The following is a 15722-nucleotide window of genomic DNA, read 5'->3' as shown; positions in this document are numbered from 1 at the left end:
TCTCGGCCATGTCCGGGCACGCCGACCGCTTGCGCGTCCTGGCGGTCAGCCTCCGCTCTTCTGCGCCCTGCTTCCGCCGCCCTGACCGGCGCTCCGCGCTGCGCTGCGCGGCCCGGCTGCCGGGTGCGGGCTCCCCTCCGAGGGGGCTGACCGCCGCCGCACGTGCGCGCCTGTGCCGGCGCTTCCTGCCTCTGCGTTGAGCGTGCCCGGGGACCGGCCGTGCTGTACATCGCCGGATGTGGCCTGGCCGTAGACCCCGCCCGGCCGTCGGCACGTTCGTGCCCCTGCCGACGGCTCATTTCGCCCCCGTGGAGTGCGACCGGCGACTGTCTGTGTGCTCCGCTTCGCGTGTCGCGGCGTGACCGGGCCTCGGACCGCCGCCGCTCTTCCCGGCCCGCTGCCCCGCCCGAACCCGGCTGCGCCTCGCGCTGCGCGGCGTGGTCCGACCGCAGGCGCGGAACTCCGCCCCGGCGGTCGGACCCTGCCGCGTTCGGGTCCGCGGCGGCGCCTACATCCCTCCGCGGAGCGTGGCCCAGGCGCTATCCCCCTGGCTCCGCGTGGACGCCGCACGCACGAACCCGGACCGGTCCGATGGCCGTGCGCGTCCAGTCGGCGCCGCACAACGTTCCCGCGCCGCGCTCACTTCCCTCGCGCCGCCCTCAACCGTGCCGGCCACTTTCGGGTGTCGCGGGGTTCCACGTACGGCTCTTGCGTCGGTGGCTGGCCGTCGGAGATCGCGCGCTCGCGGGCGAGTTCCGCGTCGAATTCGAGGCCGAGGAGGATGGCGAGGTTGGTGAGCCAGAGCCAGACGAGGAAGATGATGGCGCCGGCGAGGGTGCCGTAGGTCTTGTTGTAGGAGCCGAAGTTGGCGGCGTAGAGGGCGAAGCCGGCCGAGGCGGCGAGCCAGATCAGGGTGGCGAGGACACTGCCCGGGCTGATCCAGCGGAAGCCGCGGCCACGGACGTTGGGGGCGGCCCAGTACAGCAGGGCGATCATCAGGATCACCAGAAGCAGCAGCACCGGCCACTTGGCGATGCCCCACGCCGTGATCGCCTCGTCGCCGAGTCCGATCGTCGTGCCGGCCCGCTCGGCCAGCGGACCCGTGAACACCACGATCAGCGCGCTCGCGGCCAGCATCAGCATCAGGACCACGGTCAGGGCCAGCCGCAGCGGGGTCAGCTTCCACACCGGACGGCCCTCGGGCAGGTCGTACACCGCGTTGGACGTACGGATGAACGCGGCGACGTACCCGGACGCGGACCACAGCGCGGCGAGCAGGCCGAGGATGGCCAGCACACTGCCCGTACCGCCGCTGTCGCCCAGCTGGACCACCGCGTCGCGCAGGATGTCCCGGGCCGGCCCCGGGGCGAGGTCCCCGATGTTGTCGAGGATCTTGTCCGTCGCCCGCTGTCCCACCACACCCAGCAGGGACACCATCACCAGCAGCGCCGGGAACAGGGACAGGACGCCGTAGTACGTCAACGCGGCGGCCCGGTCGGCCAGTTCGTCGTCCAGCAGCTCCTTGAACGTGCGCCGCGCCACCGCCCGCCACGACCGTGCGGGCAACTCGGAAGGACTGTCCATCTCGGGCTCCTCGGCCCGGCCCGTCTCTTCGGCCTTCTCGTCCATGGACAGGCGGGTCACCCGAATCCGCCACTCGAATCGGCTGCTTGACCTGAATCTTGGTTGAGGTTGAAAGGTGGTGGCTGCACCTGTTCCGCAGTCCGCACCGAGTGACGGAGACAGCCATGACCCGCCGTACCGAGAACCACCCCGACCTCACCCGCGCCGACGCCGGAGCCCGCCTGTTCAGCACGTGGCGGGTGGGCACCCCGCTGCGGCAGCGGCAGACCGTGGAGGCGATCGCCCGCACCTGGGAGCGCCGCCCCTGGCCCGCCGACGGCCTGCTCGGCTACCACGTCTACACCGGCGAGGACGCCTCCAGCCTGCTCCACTACTCGCAGTGGAGGGACGAGCAGGCCTACGAGGCCTTCACCAAGGTCCACCGGCAGGAGCGCAACGACGAGATCGACACCGCCGTACCCGGCATCGAACGGCTCTGGCTCGGCCGCTACCGGCATTACCGCAGCGGCACCCGGGACGGCGACACCCGGGTCCCGGGCTGTGTCGTGATCGTCGACATCGAGTTCGAGAGCCCGGACCCCGACCGGCAGCGCGCCTGGGTCGACGCCGTCTTCGAGGCGCTGGAGAGCGAGTCGCACCTCCACCCCGGCGGGATGTCCGCCCACTTCCACCTCAGCACCGACGGCACCCGCGTCCTCAACTACGCCGAGTGGGAGAGCGCCCAGGCCCACATCGAGGCGCTCGCCGCCCCGGGCGCCGGCATCGGTTCCGCGACGGAGAAGTGGGAGCGCGTACAGACCTGGCCGGGCTTGAAGCACACCACGGTCAGCCGCTACGACCACGCGCTCGGCCTGGTTCCCGACTAGATCCCCTCGCTGATCTCGCTGATCTCGCTGATCTCGCTGATCTCGCTGATCTCGCCGTCTCACCGACAACTATGTTGCCCTGGACAAAAAAAGTTTTCGGTGAGACGGTGGACGCATGCTGGACGTCACCGTGATCGAGGACCCCGAGGCCGCAGCCGTCTCCCTGGACCCCATCAGGGCCAGGCTGCTCGCCGAGCTGGCGGCCGGCCCCGCGTCGGCCGCCATGCTGGCCGGTCAGGTCGGGCTGCCCCGCCAGAAGGTGAACTACCACCTCAAGGCACTGGAGCGGCACGGCCTGGTCGAACTGGCCGACGAGCGCCGCAAGGGCAACGTCACCGAGCGGCTGATGCGGGCGACCGCCGCGTCGTACGTCATCTCGCCGCTCGCGCTCGCCGCCGTGCAGCCGGACCCGGACCGCTTCCGGGACCAGCTCTCCGCGCGCTGGCTGCTCGCGCTCGGCGCCCGGCTGGTCCGGGACGTCGGCTCGCTGATCACCGGCGCCACGAAGGCACAGCAACGGCTCGCGACGTACGCGCTGGACGGCGAGGTGCGCTTCGCCTCGGCCGCCGAACGGGCCGCGTTCGTCCAGGAGTTGACGGCGGGAGTCACCGCCCTGATCCGCAAGTACGACGCTCCGGACGCCGAGGGCGGCCGTGACCACCGGATCGTCGTGGCCCTCCATCCCACGCTCAAGCAGACCGAGCAGACCGAGCAGACCGAGCAGGATTAGTCAGGAGTTCACCATGTCCCAGGACGCGCCCAGGGAATTCGAGATCGCCCGCGAGTTCGAGGTCGACGCCACGCCGGAGGAGGTGTGGCAGGCGATCACCACCGGAACCGGTGGCTATCTGTGGCCGATGGAGCCGCCGGAGCCCCGGGTCGGCGGCCGCGGGCCCTTCGGGTCCACCATCACCGCGTGGGACCCGCCGCACCGCTACACCAACCGCGTCGAGGACGTCGACGGCATCTCCGAGCAGACGATGAACCAGCTCGACTACACCGTCGAGCCCCGCGACGACGGCCGTCGCGCCTGGGTGCGGTACGTGCACAGCGGGATCTTCGTCGACGACTGGGACAACCAGTACGACGGCGCCGCCAAGCACACCGACTTCTACCTGCACACCCTGCGCGAGTACCTGGTCCGCTTCGCGCCCCGCCCGGCCGCCTTCGCCACCTTCGACGGGCCCGAGGCGTCGAAGGCCGCCGACGCCCTGGCCGCCGTGGGACGGGCGCTCGGCGTCGGGGAGGACGTGCCCGCGGGTACACGCGTGACGGTCCATGGCCCTGACGAGTTCGAGGCCGTGGTCGATTACCGCGACCCGTACTTCATCGGCCTGCGCACCGACCGGGGCCTCACCCGTGTGTTCGGGCGCAACCACTGGGGCCACCCGGTCGGCATCTCCCTGCACGACTTCACCCCGGGCACGGACATCAAGGAGTGCGAGACCGCGTGGCAGGGCTGGCTGAACGGCGTGTTCGACCAGCCCTGACCGGGGCCGTGACTACGGCTCGAAACGCAGGACCTGCGGGTCGTGGTCGCTGATCTGGTCGTGGAACTCCGAGTTGACGTGCACGCTGTCGTACTCGAAGTCGCAGGACTTCCGGATCGACGGGCTGACCAGGATCTGGTCCAGGACCTGCGCGTTGCCCTGGTAGACGTAGGAGTAACGCTCGCTCTTCGGCAGCGACTTGATCGCCGACCAGAGGGCGCCGTCGCTCTCCAGGATCTTCGCGGTGTCGGAGAACTCGAAGTCGTTGATGTCGCCGAGGGTGACGACGTCCGCGTTCTTCTGGGTGGCCAGGATGTCCTTGACGAAGGCGTTCACCAGCGTCGCCTGCTGGTGGCGCTGGACCTCCGAACTGCGCGCCACCGGCTGGTACTGCGAGGTCAGACCCTGGTCGCCGCCCTTGGAGTTGAAGTGGTTGGCGATCACGAAGACCGTCCGGCCGCGGAAGACGAACTCGCCGGCCAGCGGCTTGCGGCTGTTGGCCCAGGCGGCGTTCGCCGGCTCGATCCGGCCGGGGGAGACCGTCAGGGCCGCCTTGCCGTGGTCCTTGGTGACGCCGACGGCGGTGGTGGCGTCGCCGCCCGCGCGGTCGGTGAAGGAGACCCGCTCCGGGTTGAACAGGAACACCTGGCGGATGTTGCCGCCCGGCTCGCCGCCGTCGGTGTTGTTCACCGGGTCGATGGAGCGCCAGTCGTACTTCGGGCCGCCCGCCGCGACGATCGCGTCGATCAGCTTGGTCACCGTCTGGTCGGCGGCCACCGTGCCGTCGTTCTTCGCGCCGTCGTTGTCCTGGATCTCCTCCAGGGACACGATGTCGGGAGCCTTGAGGTTGTGCACGATCGCGGCGGCGTGCTCCTCGAAGGTGGCGTCGCCCGGGTCGAGGTTCTCGACGTTGTACGTCGCGACCGCCAGCTCGCCCTTCTTCTGCTTCTCGGTCGTCTCGCGCGCGAGACCGGCGCTCTTCAGCGTGCCGATCCTGTTGGCGACCAGGGTGTAACCGCCGAACTGGTTGTAGTCGAGCGGGCCCGCGGTGGCGCCGGTGAGGGTGTCGCCGACGTTCGCGTCGGGGAACTCCGCGGTGGCGCCCAGCGACTGGATCTGGATGCGGCCGGTGTTCTGCGACGCGTAGGAGCCGTAGACCGTGCCGCCGCGCCGGTTGGCGTTCTCGCGCGGCTTCACCGTGACCCACAGCTCGGTGAACGGGTCGGTGGCGCCGACCACGCGGGTGTCGGAGACCTGGACGTTCATGCCCTCCAGGGACTCGTAGAGGTCCAGGGCGTACTTCTTCGGCCGGAGGGTCAGGCCGTTGACCGAGTTGCTCGCGGCGGGGTCGCCGGCCGGGGCGTAGGCGTCCGGCACCGACCGCGCGGAGATGACGGTGGCGGCCGGGACCGGGTTGCCGCTGGAGACGACGGTGAACGTCGGGCGCACGATTTCGGTCAGCGCCTGGTTGCCGGAGGAGGTGCCGCCCGGCACGTACTCCGAGACCGTGCCGGAGACGGTCACGGCGTCGCCGACCGCGACCCCCTTCGGCGTGGAGCTGGTGAAGACGAAGACGCCCTCACTGGTCGCCGGGTTCGCGTCCGGGTTCGGATCCTGGATCCAGAAGCCCTTGGACTGACCGTAGGTGCGGACGCCGGTGACGATGCCGGTCACGCCCGTGACCGCCTGACCGGCGTACGGCGATATCCGGGTGGTGCCCTGGATGTCGTGAACAGCGACGTCAGCGGCGTGCGCGGGCGAGGTGAGGACGACGGTGGACGCCGCGGAACAGACGGCGGCGACGGTGAGCGCGGCGAGACGCGTGGAAGACTTGCTCGGCAACGGGATCCCTCCGGGGACGTACATGGGCGCCGGGACGAGGGTGGAACGTGGAACCGTGGGAGCCGCACCTGTGGGGCGGTGACGACGCGCGTAGAAAATACAGTGAACACATGTCCGCCGGATTTCTACGCGCGTCAATCTCCTGCCTGGTCAGCCCACTTGTCAAGGTTTCAGCCATGTACGGAGGCGGGCCGGGAGATGAACCGGGCGGCATGGGTCGAAATCCGTCTAGGCTGAGCGGCTGAGTGGTAGCACGCGCCCCTAGGAGAACCAGCCGATGACAGACAGCTCCCCCTTGCCGCCGGTGCGACTGCACCCCGAAGCGGAGCTGGCGCGGGACGCGCTGTCCACGCCCCTGCTGTCGCGCGCCGCACGGCTCGCCCGCTGGGCCGGCCCGGACACCCGCGTCGACGCCGGGGGCGGACTCGTCGACGAGCAGCTGCCCGCGGCGGCCGAGGCCCTCGGGCTCGACGGGGACGAGGCCGCCGCGTACGCGAGCGAGGCATGGCGGGTCGCCGTCGACACCGGGCTCGTCGAGATCGTCGACGAGGAGGCGGGCACCGTCGCGGCCGGCGAGGACCTGGCCCTGCTGACCGGGGGCGCCCCGCACGACGTGCTCGGGGTGTGGCTCGGCGCGCTGGAGACCGTGCTCGCCGACGCGAGCGTGCCCGACCTGGACGACATCGTCGACGCCATGAGCGCGCAAGAAGGCGAGGTCGACCTCTCCTCCCTCGACTGGGACCCGGAGGCCGAGTCCGAGTTCCTGGACGGCGTGCTCGGCAACCTCTACCTGCTCACCGTCACCGAGGACGGACCGGGCGAGAGCCCCGTGCCGCTGCCCGCGCTGGCCGCCTCGATGATCGTGCCCAGCGACATGGGGGAGCCCACCAACGACGTGCTGGAGCAGGTGTCCGACGCGATGATGCGCCTGGACGACCAGTTCCGGCTGCTGGAGCCGGTCGGGCTCGTGGACTACCAGCCGGTCGACGAGGCGCTGATGGCCGACACCGACGAGGAGCCGGCGGCCCCGGTCGACGACACCGACGTCTCGCGCTACGGCATGGTCCGGCTGACCCCGCTCGGCCTGTACGGCCTGCGCGCCCGGCTGCTGGACGCCGGCTTCGAGGCGCCCGCCGTCGGAGACCTCGCGGACAAGGGCGCCGACGCGCTCCTCGACGGGACGGCCGGCTTCCCGCCCGCGGCGGCCCAGGCCGAGACCGAACAGTGGCTGGCCCGCCGCGAACCCCTCGCCGCCACCCGGGAGTTGCTGGCCGCGGCCAAGGGCCTGGACGCCGGAGCGCCGCTGCGCCGGCTGCGCTGCCAGCAGGCGCTGTCCCTGGTCGGCACCGAGGCCGAACCCGCCCTGCGCGCGGTGCTCGACGACCCCGAACTGGGCGGACTGGCCCGCGTCTGGCTCACCGAACGGGGTGCGCCCGACGTGCCCGCGCCCTCCGAGGACCTGGTCTTCTGGCTGACCGTCGACACCGTCGCCGCGCAGCTCGCCGCCGAGGGCAACTCCGACGAACTGCGCGGCCTGGTCGAGGGGTTGGCCCAGCAGCACAGCGGCTTCTTCACGGCGGCCTGGCGGGTGGACCACCCGGCGACGGCGGACGTGCTGGAGGCGATGGGACGGCTGCACCCGGACAAGCGGGTCGCGAAGGAAGCGCGGAAGGCGGCGTTCAAGGCGCGCTCGCAGCACGGGAGTTGAGCGAATCCGTGGGGTGACGGTGCCTCAGTCCCTCTGTGAGGGACCGGAATCGGCCCGTCCCGCGCCCCGAGGTGACTCCGGCCCGTCGGGCGGGCACCATCCCCGTGCGGGTCACCCTTCGGATCGGCGGAGTGCGCATGGACGCGGCTGCTGCTGAACGACTGCTCCAGGAGGCGCGCCGCCACTGGCGCGGCGGCAGCTTCCTCGGCGGCCTGGGTCCGGCCGCCCAACTCGCCCTCGTCGGGCGCGGACAGCGGGCCGCCTTCCCGCGCGGCACCCTGCTGATCCGGGAGGGCGAGCCCGCCTCGGACGTCTTCCTGCTGCTCTCCTCCTACGTCAAGGTCACCGCCGCCCTGGCGGGCGGCGGCTGGAGCCTGCTCGCCGTACGTACCGGCGGCGACCTGGTGGGGGAGCTCGCCGGGATGGCCGGAGTGCCGCGCAGCGCGTCGGTCATGGCCTGCGGCAGCGAACCGGTGACGGCGGTGCGGCTCGCGTGGGGCGACTTCGACGAGGTGAAGGACGCCCATCCGGTCGTACAGCACGGCCTCCAGGAGTCCGTCGGCCGGAAGCTGGCGGCGGCCACCCGGCGCCGTATCGACTACAACCGCAGGAGTCCGAAAGGGCGGTTGGCCCGGGTGCTGGTGGAGATGGCCGACGACTTCGGTCAATCGGTGCGCGGGCGCGACATCATCCTTCCGGTTGACCTGAAACAGGTGGAGTGGGGCGACCTGATCGGGGTCTCGGAGAGCACGGCGTACCGGGCGCTCAGGGAGCTGCGCGGCCTCGTCGACGCCCAGCACCGGCGGATCATCGTCACGGACCTGCCGGGGCTGCGGACGGTGGCCGGAACCGAGTGACCGGTCAGGGACGCGTCCGATGACCGATCGGCCGAATGACATGGGCCCTGTGCTCGTGCTATCACGGACAGTCACCTAGCTTCACTTCGTCTCCTGCCATGGAGAGGTCCGACGACCTTGACCGACAACCTGTCCGACTCCGCCGCGGGAGCCGGGTCCGGCCAGCCATCCGACCGGGTCCTCCTGGGCGTGGATCTGTGCGAGTACAGCACGATGAACGTCCGCCAGATGAACGCGGCGCAGGAGGCGCTCAGCAGGGCGCACGAGACGGCGGTCGCGGTGAGCGCCGACACCCTCGGGGTGCAGGAGCTGGGGGACGGGTTCCTCGCCCAGTGGATCAGCCACCGGGTGAACGACGTCCTCGCCAAGTACGTCCCGGCGTTCTGCGACAGCCTCGCCGAGGAGAGCCTGAAGCGGGGCTTCGACCGGCCGCTGCGGGTCCGCCTCGCGGTGGTCACGGGTCTGGTGGCGGACAGCGCGATGGGCATCGCGGGCAGAGCCGCCGTCGAGGCGCAGCGACTGGTCAACTGCGCGCAGGCGAAACGGGTCCAGCAGGTGCTCACGGAGCAGCCGGTGGTGCTGATCATCAGCAGGCATGTCTTCGAGCAAACGATTCAGCAGCGATGGACCGACATCGAGCCGGGCGACTTCACCCCGGTCGACGTGCGGGCCAAGCACGAGCAGACCTACAAGGCCTGGATCGGGATGCCCGGACACTCGGCGGACGAGGTCGCCAGGGCGATGCGGCCGGAGGGGCTCCTGGCCCGGTTCGGGCGCTTCCTGGGCCGGACGCTGACATCGAGGGCCGGCCGTGCCGCCCAGGCGGTCAGGAAGACCCCCAAGATGCTGGTGGCGACCCTGGTGCCCGCGGTGGCGGTCGCCGCGGCGGCCGTCCTGCTGTCCTCCCTGACGTCCTGGTCGTCGGGCCCGGGCGCCTCGCGGGAGGCCTCGGCCTGGGCCACGGCCACCGTCGCGCCCGATCCCGACCGGCCCGAACCGTCGACCTCACGCTCCGACGACCGGCCGGGCCTGACCCCCTCGCCCACCACGGGCCCGGCCGCCACGCCCGCGCCGGACACCGGCGCGCGGGACACGGCCGGCGTGGGCGTCCGGCAGCGGGCGGCCCAGGTGCCGGGGGTCATCCACGCGGCACCGCTCACGGCACGGGTGGCCTGCGGCGGGTTCCTGGTCCAACGGCGCGGGACGGTCGTCCACGGCTACGGCACCGCCGTGTTCGTCCTCGGCGAGACGCTCGTGCGGTGTCCGCTCCCCGCGGGCGCGCTGTCGTACGCGTCCGCGCCCCGGAGCCACCCCGTCACCTGACGGGCGATACGGGACCGCGCCGCCCGCGCGCCGATCCTGGAAGCAGATGAGGGACCAGGGGGAAGTCGATGACCGACTACGGGGACGGGCGGACCGTCGAGATGGCGCTGGCGGCGGGACTCGGGGCGCTCACCGCGTTCCAGGGATACGTTCAGGAGGCCGACGCGAAGATCAACAGCATGCTCGTCGCACACACCGGGGGAGTGGTCGCCGTGGTGACCACCCTGGGGGCGCCCGGTGGCCAGCGGTTCGGAACGGCGGGACGGATCGTGCTGGGCGCGTTCGCCTGCGCCTTCCTCGTCTCCGGGTTCCACCTCGGACGGGCGATGCGGCCCCGGCTGCACACCCCGCTGCCGCGCAGCCCCTTCGGCTTCATGGGCCTGGACATCCCACCGGCCACCGACCCCCGCAAGCTGTGCGCCCAACTCTGGGACATGGCCCGCCTGTTGGGCTGCATCGCCCACGCCAAGAACCGCCACCTCACCCGGGCGATGCCCTGGACCGGCCTGATGCTCTGCCTCGGCGTGACCGTGTCCGTCCTGGGCGTCGGCTAGGTCTTGTCGGCGCCCCGGTCACCGCACCGCCCGCAGGGAGTATCGCAAGCGGGCCCGGTGCCGTCGCCCGGAGTTCAACCGGCGTTCAGACGTGGGCGGGACGGTGTCGCGGACCGAGGTCCGCCACCCTCCACGGCACACCCCCCGTCACAGGAGACAGCATGTCGCTCACCCGCAGGGACTTCGCCAGAACGTCCGCGATCACCGGTGCCGGTGTCGCGCTGGCGGGCAGTGTCGGCGCCCTCGCCACCGCTCCGAACGCCCTCGCCTCCACCGAGACCGAGGGCGCGGAGACCTCCGCACAGACCTACGGCGGAGTCGGCTACGGCCCGCTGATCCCCGACCCCGAGGGCATCCTCGCGCTGCCCGCCGGGTTCCGGTACCGCGTCATCACCCACAGCGGAAAGACCAAGCTGGAGTCGGACGAGTTCACCCCCTCCAACCATGACGGCACCGCCGCCTTCGACGGCCCGCGCGGCACCACCCTCCTCGTCAACAACCACGAGCTGAAGGGCCCGCGCGCGAACTGGACGTACCCCGTCCCGCTCACCGAGGGCCTCGTCTACGACCCCGCCGCGTCCGGCGGCTGCACGGTCGTCGAGGTCCGCCCCGACGGACGCGTCGCCGAGTGGGTCGGCATCGCCGGCACCTCCACCAACTGCGCGGGCGGCAGCACCCCCTGGGGCACCTGGCTCACCTGCGAGGAGAACTCCGACCGCGCCGGCACCAACGGCATGACCAAGGACCACGGCTACGTCTTCGAGGTCGACCCCATCGACCGGCGCGCCAACAAGAACCCCAAGCCCCTGAAGTTCTTCGGCCGCTACGACCACGAGGCCGTCGTCATCGACCCCAAGCGCGGCCACGCCTACCTCACCGAGGACGACAGCGAGCCCAACGGCCTCTTCTTCCGCTGGACCCCGCCCAAGGGCTTCGAACACGGCCGCGGGAAGTTCCGCACCCTCGCCGACGACGCCGGTGTCCTCCAGGCCCCCAGGTGCTTCGACTCCGGCGGCAAGTACGTCGACGACCTCTCCCGCGCCACGAAGACCGGCACGGTCTACGGCGTCGACTGGGTGGACGTACCGGACCGCGACGGCAAGACGGTCGAGGTGCGCAAGCAGTTCGGCGAGGGCGAGATCACCCGTGCGCGCAAGCTGGAGGGCATGTGGTGGGGCGACGGCGGCGCCTACATCGTCTCCTCCTACGCCCGTGAGGAGAGCCCCGTCCAGCACGACGGCCAGGTCTGGTTCTACGACCCCAAGCGCCGCACGCTCACCCTGAAGGTGCTCCTCGGCGTCAACCCCGACCCCTCCAAGGACGGCGCGTTCGACGGCCCCGACAACATCACCGTCTCCCCCTACGGCGGCCTCGTCATCGCCGAGGACGGCGAGGGCGTCTCCCACCTCTTCGGCGCCACCGACAGCGGCCGCACCTACCCGATCGCCCGCAACGACCTGAACATCGGCACCGAAGAGGAGCCGGAATACAGCGAGTTCACCGGCGTCACCTTCTCGTGCGACGGGCGGACCCTGTACGCAAACATCCAGGACCCGGGCATCATGGTGGCCATTACCGGGCCGTGGAAGCGGCAGAAGCGCGGCTGATTAATTCGGTCGCCCACCCCGCGGCACGCCTCCTAGAGCGAGGAACGTCCAGGTGCGAAGGCAGGACCTACTTCCACTCATAATGGGGCGGCCGCGGGTGCGAATCCCGCCACCGGTACAACGCGCCGGTGTAGCTCAGGGGCAGAGCACCTACGTCGGTTCCGCCGACCTGAACTCTGGACACCACAACTTCATGCACCTCCCGGTGCGACTTGATCTCGGGAGGCGCAGCTCATGGTGGGTGCCCGGTGCGCAGGCAACGGCTACTTCATTGGGATCGGAAGGTTGCGGGGTTCGAGTCCTCGTCATCGGCTTCGGGCCGATGTAGCTCAATCAGGCAGAGCATCCGAATAAGTTCCGTGGCCGACTTCTGATCTCGGGCACCCTCCATTTGCTGTGCCTCCCTCCGAAACACCAAAGAATTCGGGGGAATTCACCATGGCACGATTCAACACCCGGGCCGCCAAGGCGCAGCCCACGTCGCGTGTGACGTCGACGGGACGGGTGCTGCGTACCTTCGAGGGCGGCCGCGGCCGTGAGCGCGACGCGCGCTCCGAGCTCTTTCTGCTGGCGGTCTCCCACTTCGTCTCCGAGCGGACCTTCTACGAGACGGGCGACAGCCGGGACCAGCGGTTCGCGCGCCTCGTGCGCGACCTCGCCGTCACCGACGCGCAGTGGACGGCCGGCCTGCTCGGCTGGCTGCGTGCCGAGGGCAACCTGCGCACGGTCGCGATCGTGGGCGCCGCCGAGTACGTGAAGGCCCGCCTCGACGCGGGCAGCACCGAGGGCCCGTCGAACCGGCAGGTCGTCGACTCCGTGCTCCAGCGGCCCGACGAGCCCGGCGAACTGCTCGCGTACTGGACGGCGACGTACGGCCGTGCCGTCCCCAAGCCGGTCAAGCGCGGTGTCGCCGACGCCGTACGGCGGCTGTACGGCGGCAGGTCGCTGCTGAAGTACGACACCGTGTCCAAGGGCTACCGGTTCGGCGACATCCTCAACCTGGTGCACGCGGCGCCGGACCCGGACAAGCCGTGGCAGGGCGAGCTGTTCCGGTACGCCCTCGACCGCCGGCACAACCCGGAGACGGCCGTACCGCCCGCGTCGAACCGGGTGCTGACCGCGCACCGCGAGCTGATGGCGCTGCCGGTGCGGCGGCGGCGCGCGGTGGTCACCTCCGGCGGCGGTGCCGAGCGGCTCGCCGCGGCCGGGATGACGTGGGAGGCGCTGGCCGGCTGGCTCCAGGGCCCGATGGACAGGGCGGCCTGGGAGGCCGTGATCCCGTCCATGGGTTCGATGGCGCTGGTGCGCAACCTGCGCAACTTCGACGAGGCCGGGGTCTCGGACGAGGTGGCGGCCCGGGTCGCCGCCCGGATCAGTGACCCCGCCGAGGTCGCGCGCTCGCGGCAGTTCCCCTTCCGGTACCTGGCCGCGTACCGGCACGCGCCCTCGCTGCGCTGGTCGTACCCGCTGGAGCGGGCGCTCGGTCACTCGCTGGCCAACGTGCCCGCGCTGCCCGGCCGGACGCTGGTGCTGGTCGACCGCTCGGGCTCGATGTGGGCGCCGCTGTCCGACCGCTCGCAGCTCAACCGGGCCGACGCGGCGGCGATCTTCGGTACGGCGCTCGCGCTGCGGGCGGCGGACGCGGATCTCGTCGAGTTCGGCACCACCAGCCGGCGTCTGGCCTTCGGCGAGGGCGAGTCGGTGCTCAAGATCCTCGGCCGCTTCGGCGACCTGGGCGGCACCGACACCACCTCGGCGGTGCGCGCGCACTACCGGGGCCAGGACCGGGTGCTGATCGTCACCGACGAGCAGTACTCCTACAACCGCCACGGCGACCCGACCGAGCAGGTCCCCGCGGGTGTGCCGGTCTACACCTGGAACCTCGCCGGCTACCGGGCGGGCCACGGCCCGTCGGGCAAGGCGAACCGGCACACCTTCGCGGGCCTCTCGGACGCGGCCTTCCGCATGGTTCCGCTGATCGAGGCCGCCCGGGACGCCGACTGGCCCTGGGCCGCCTGAGCCCTGCCGCAAGCGTGGCCCGCACTTCTACGGGGGGTGCGGGCCACACCCTTGCCCGCGCCATGATTGATATCTAACATGTCAGTTCATGGAAGCCCTTCGCCCCGTCGGCCGCACCCTGCTCCGGGACCGTGCCTACGCCTCCATCCGGGACGCCATCGTCGCCGGGGAGATCGAGCCCGGTGCGGTCGTGCGGGACGCCGAGCTCGCCGAGAGGCTCGGGCTGTCGCGGGCGCCGGTGCGGGAGGCCTTCGCGCGGCTGGTGGACGAGGGGCTGCTGGAGAGCAAGCCGCAGAGCTACACCCGGGTGACCCAGGTGGTGGCCGCCGATGTGCGGGACGCCGCCGCCGTGGTCGGGGCCATGCACGAGCTGGTCACCCGGGTCGCCGTGCCGCGGTTGTTCGCCGCCGACGTCGAGGCGATGCGCGCGGCCAACGCGCGGTTCGCGGCCGCCGTCGGCGCCGGTGACGTGGACTCGGCCCTGCACGCCGACGACGAACTCCACGACGTCCTGGTCCGCGCCAGCGGCAACCGGGCGGCCGCCGCCACCGCGGCCCGCTACACCCCTCTCATCCGCCGGCTGGAGCGACGGCGCTTCGGCGAGGGCGGCAACTGCCGTTCGGCCGGTCTGCACGAGCGGCTGATCGAGGCCTGCGCGGCCGGTGACGTGGACGACGCCGTCCGGGTCACCGCGGAGATCTGGCGAGGCCTGGCCGAGCTCGCCGACAGCGACTGATCCGGGAGGATCCATGGCAACCGCAGCACCCAAGTCCCTCTCCTCGTACGAGCGTTACCCCCTCCTCTTCGGTCCCTCGCCCGTCCACTCCCTTCAGCGGCTCACCGCACACCTCGGCGGTGCCTCCCTGTGGGCCAAGCGCGAGGACTGCAACTCCGGTGTCGCGTACGGCGGGAACAAGACGCGCAAGCTGGAGTACCTGGTCGCCGACGCCATCGCCCAGGGCTGCGACACCCTCGTCTCGATCGGCGGCGTGCAGTCCAACCACACCCGTCAGGTCGCCGCCTGTGCCGCCCGTGCCGGGCTCAAGTGCGTGCTGGTGCAGGAGAGTTGGGTGGAGTGGCCGGACGCCGTGTACGACAAGGTCGGCAACATCCTGATCAGCCGGCTCGCCGGGGCCGACGTGCGGCTGGTGAAGGCAGGGTTCGGCATCGGGTTCAAGGAGAGCTGGGAGCAGGCGCTCAGGGAGGTCGAGGAGGGCGGCGGCAAGCCGTACGCCATTCCCGCCGGCGCCTCCGACCATCCGCTCGGCGGCCTCGGCTTCGCCGGCTGGGCCCATGAAGTCGCCGAGCAGGAACAGGAGTTGGGCGTCTTCTTCGACACCGTCGTGGTGTGCTCGGTGACCGGGTCCACGCAGGCCGGCATGGTCGCCGGGTTCCAGGCGCTGGAGGAGGCGGGCGGGCGGCCCCGGCGCGTCCTGGGCATCGACGCCTCGGCCAAGCCCGCCACCACCCGGGAGCAGATCGCGCGGATCGCCCACCGCACCGGCCAACTCATCGGCGTACAGAAGGAGTTGACGGTCTCCGACGTCGAACTCGACGAGCGGTACCACGCGGGCGTCTACGGCATCCCCGACGAGACCACCCTGGAGGCGATGCGTCTCGCCGCCCGCACCGAGGGCATGGTCACCGACCCGGTCTACGAGGGCAAGTCGATGGCCGGGATGATCGACCTGGTCGCCCGCGGCGAGATCGACGCGGACTCCACGGTCCTCTACGCCCACCTGGGCGGCCAGCCGGCACTCAACGCGTACAGCGCGCTGTTCTGAGGGCGGCGCCTTGCGGGGCGGGGCGTGCGGGTTTCGCCGTCTGGGGGTGCCGCGTCCGGTCGTAGGGCGGCTGCGGGTGCGTTGTGGC

The 15722-nt window shown here is 71.5% G+C and carries 13 protein-coding genes; 11 read left to right on the top strand and 2 right to left on the bottom strand.

Features of this window, described 5'->3' with window-relative positions:
- Positions 1-639: 639 nt before the first annotated feature.
- Positions 640-1629: a YihY/virulence factor BrkB family protein gene (locus SLINC_RS11640; RefSeq protein ID WP_067445244.1), complete on the bottom strand. Its 990-nt coding sequence runs from the start codon at positions 1627-1629 to the stop codon at positions 640-642.
- Positions 1630-1748: 119 nt separating this feature from the next.
- Here SLINC_RS11640 and SLINC_RS11635 point away from each other — a divergent pair, with 119 nt between their 5' ends.
- The 3 genes from SLINC_RS11635 (at position 1749) to SLINC_RS11625 (ending at position 3940) form a co-directional block, all read left to right on the top strand.
- Complete coding sequence (locus SLINC_RS11635) at positions 1749-2450, top strand: antibiotic biosynthesis monooxygenase (protein ID WP_067430413.1); 702 nt, start codon at positions 1749-1751, stop codon at positions 2448-2450.
- 115 nt (positions 2451-2565) lie between these two features.
- Positions 2566-3180 (top strand): ArsR/SmtB family transcription factor, encoded by a 615-nt coding sequence (locus tag SLINC_RS11630; protein ID WP_067430410.1) that lies wholly within the window; start codon positions 2566-2568, stop codon positions 3178-3180.
- Positions 3181-3193: 13 nt separating this feature from the next.
- Positions 3194-3940 carry an SRPBCC family protein gene (locus tag SLINC_RS11625; RefSeq protein WP_067430407.1) on the top strand — a complete coding sequence of 249 codons (747 nt, stop codon included), beginning with the start codon at positions 3194-3196 and terminating at the stop codon, positions 3938-3940.
- A 12-nt stretch (positions 3941-3952) separates the two neighbouring features.
- On the opposite strand, the gene SLINC_RS11620 is transcribed toward SLINC_RS11625, so the two are convergent.
- On the bottom strand, positions 3953-5782 hold the full coding sequence (locus SLINC_RS11620; RefSeq protein WP_067430404.1) for an endonuclease/exonuclease/phosphatase family protein: 1830 nt from the start codon (positions 5780-5782) through the stop codon (positions 3953-3955).
- A gap of 277 nt (positions 5783-6059) precedes the next feature.
- On the opposite strand from SLINC_RS11620, the gene SLINC_RS11615 reads away from it, so the two are divergent.
- The 8 genes from SLINC_RS11615 (at position 6060) to SLINC_RS11580 (ending at position 15634) form a co-directional block, all read left to right on the top strand.
- Entirely contained in the window at positions 6060-7490 is a 1431-nt protein-coding gene (locus tag SLINC_RS11615) for a hypothetical protein (protein WP_067430401.1), read from the top strand.
- Positions 7491-7594: 104 nt separating this feature from the next.
- A complete protein-coding gene (locus SLINC_RS11610) occupies positions 7595-8347 on the top strand; it encodes a Crp/Fnr family transcriptional regulator (RefSeq protein WP_152039037.1) in 753 nt (250 codons plus the stop codon).
- Between the two features lie 117 nt (positions 8348-8464).
- Positions 8465-9670 (top strand): hypothetical protein, encoded by a 1206-nt coding sequence (locus tag SLINC_RS11605; protein ID WP_067430395.1) that lies wholly within the window; start codon positions 8465-8467, stop codon positions 9668-9670.
- 68 nt (positions 9671-9738) lie between these two features.
- A complete protein-coding gene (locus SLINC_RS11600) occupies positions 9739-10224 on the top strand; it encodes a Pycsar system effector family protein (RefSeq protein ID WP_067430392.1) in 486 nt (161 codons plus the stop codon).
- Between the two features lie 161 nt (positions 10225-10385).
- Positions 10386-11831, top strand: a complete 1446-nt coding sequence (locus tag SLINC_RS11595; protein ID WP_067430389.1) for an alkaline phosphatase PhoX — start codon at positions 10386-10388, stop codon at positions 11829-11831.
- A gap of 438 nt (positions 11832-12269) precedes the next feature.
- Positions 12270-13850 (top strand): TROVE domain-containing protein, encoded by a 1581-nt coding sequence (locus SLINC_RS11590; RefSeq protein ID WP_067430386.1) that lies wholly within the window; start codon positions 12270-12272, stop codon positions 13848-13850.
- An 88-nt stretch (positions 13851-13938) separates the two neighbouring features.
- The gene (locus tag SLINC_RS11585; RefSeq protein WP_067430382.1) at positions 13939-14586 is read left to right on the top strand and encodes a GntR family transcriptional regulator; all 648 of its coding nucleotides are present in this window, start codon (positions 13939-13941) and stop codon (positions 14584-14586) included.
- Between the two features lie 13 nt (positions 14587-14599).
- The gene (locus SLINC_RS11580) at positions 14600-15634 is read left to right on the top strand and encodes a 1-aminocyclopropane-1-carboxylate deaminase (RefSeq protein ID WP_067430378.1); all 1035 of its coding nucleotides are present in this window, start codon (positions 14600-14602) and stop codon (positions 15632-15634) included.
- Positions 15635-15722 lie beyond the last annotated feature (88 nt).

The sequence above is a fragment of the Streptomyces lincolnensis genome (assembly GCF_001685355.1).
GTDB lineage: Bacteria > Actinomycetota > Actinomycetes > Streptomycetales > Streptomycetaceae > Streptomyces > Streptomyces lincolnensis.
Note: the sequence above shows the minus strand (reverse complement) of the source record. Positions and strands in the feature narration are given on the sequence as shown.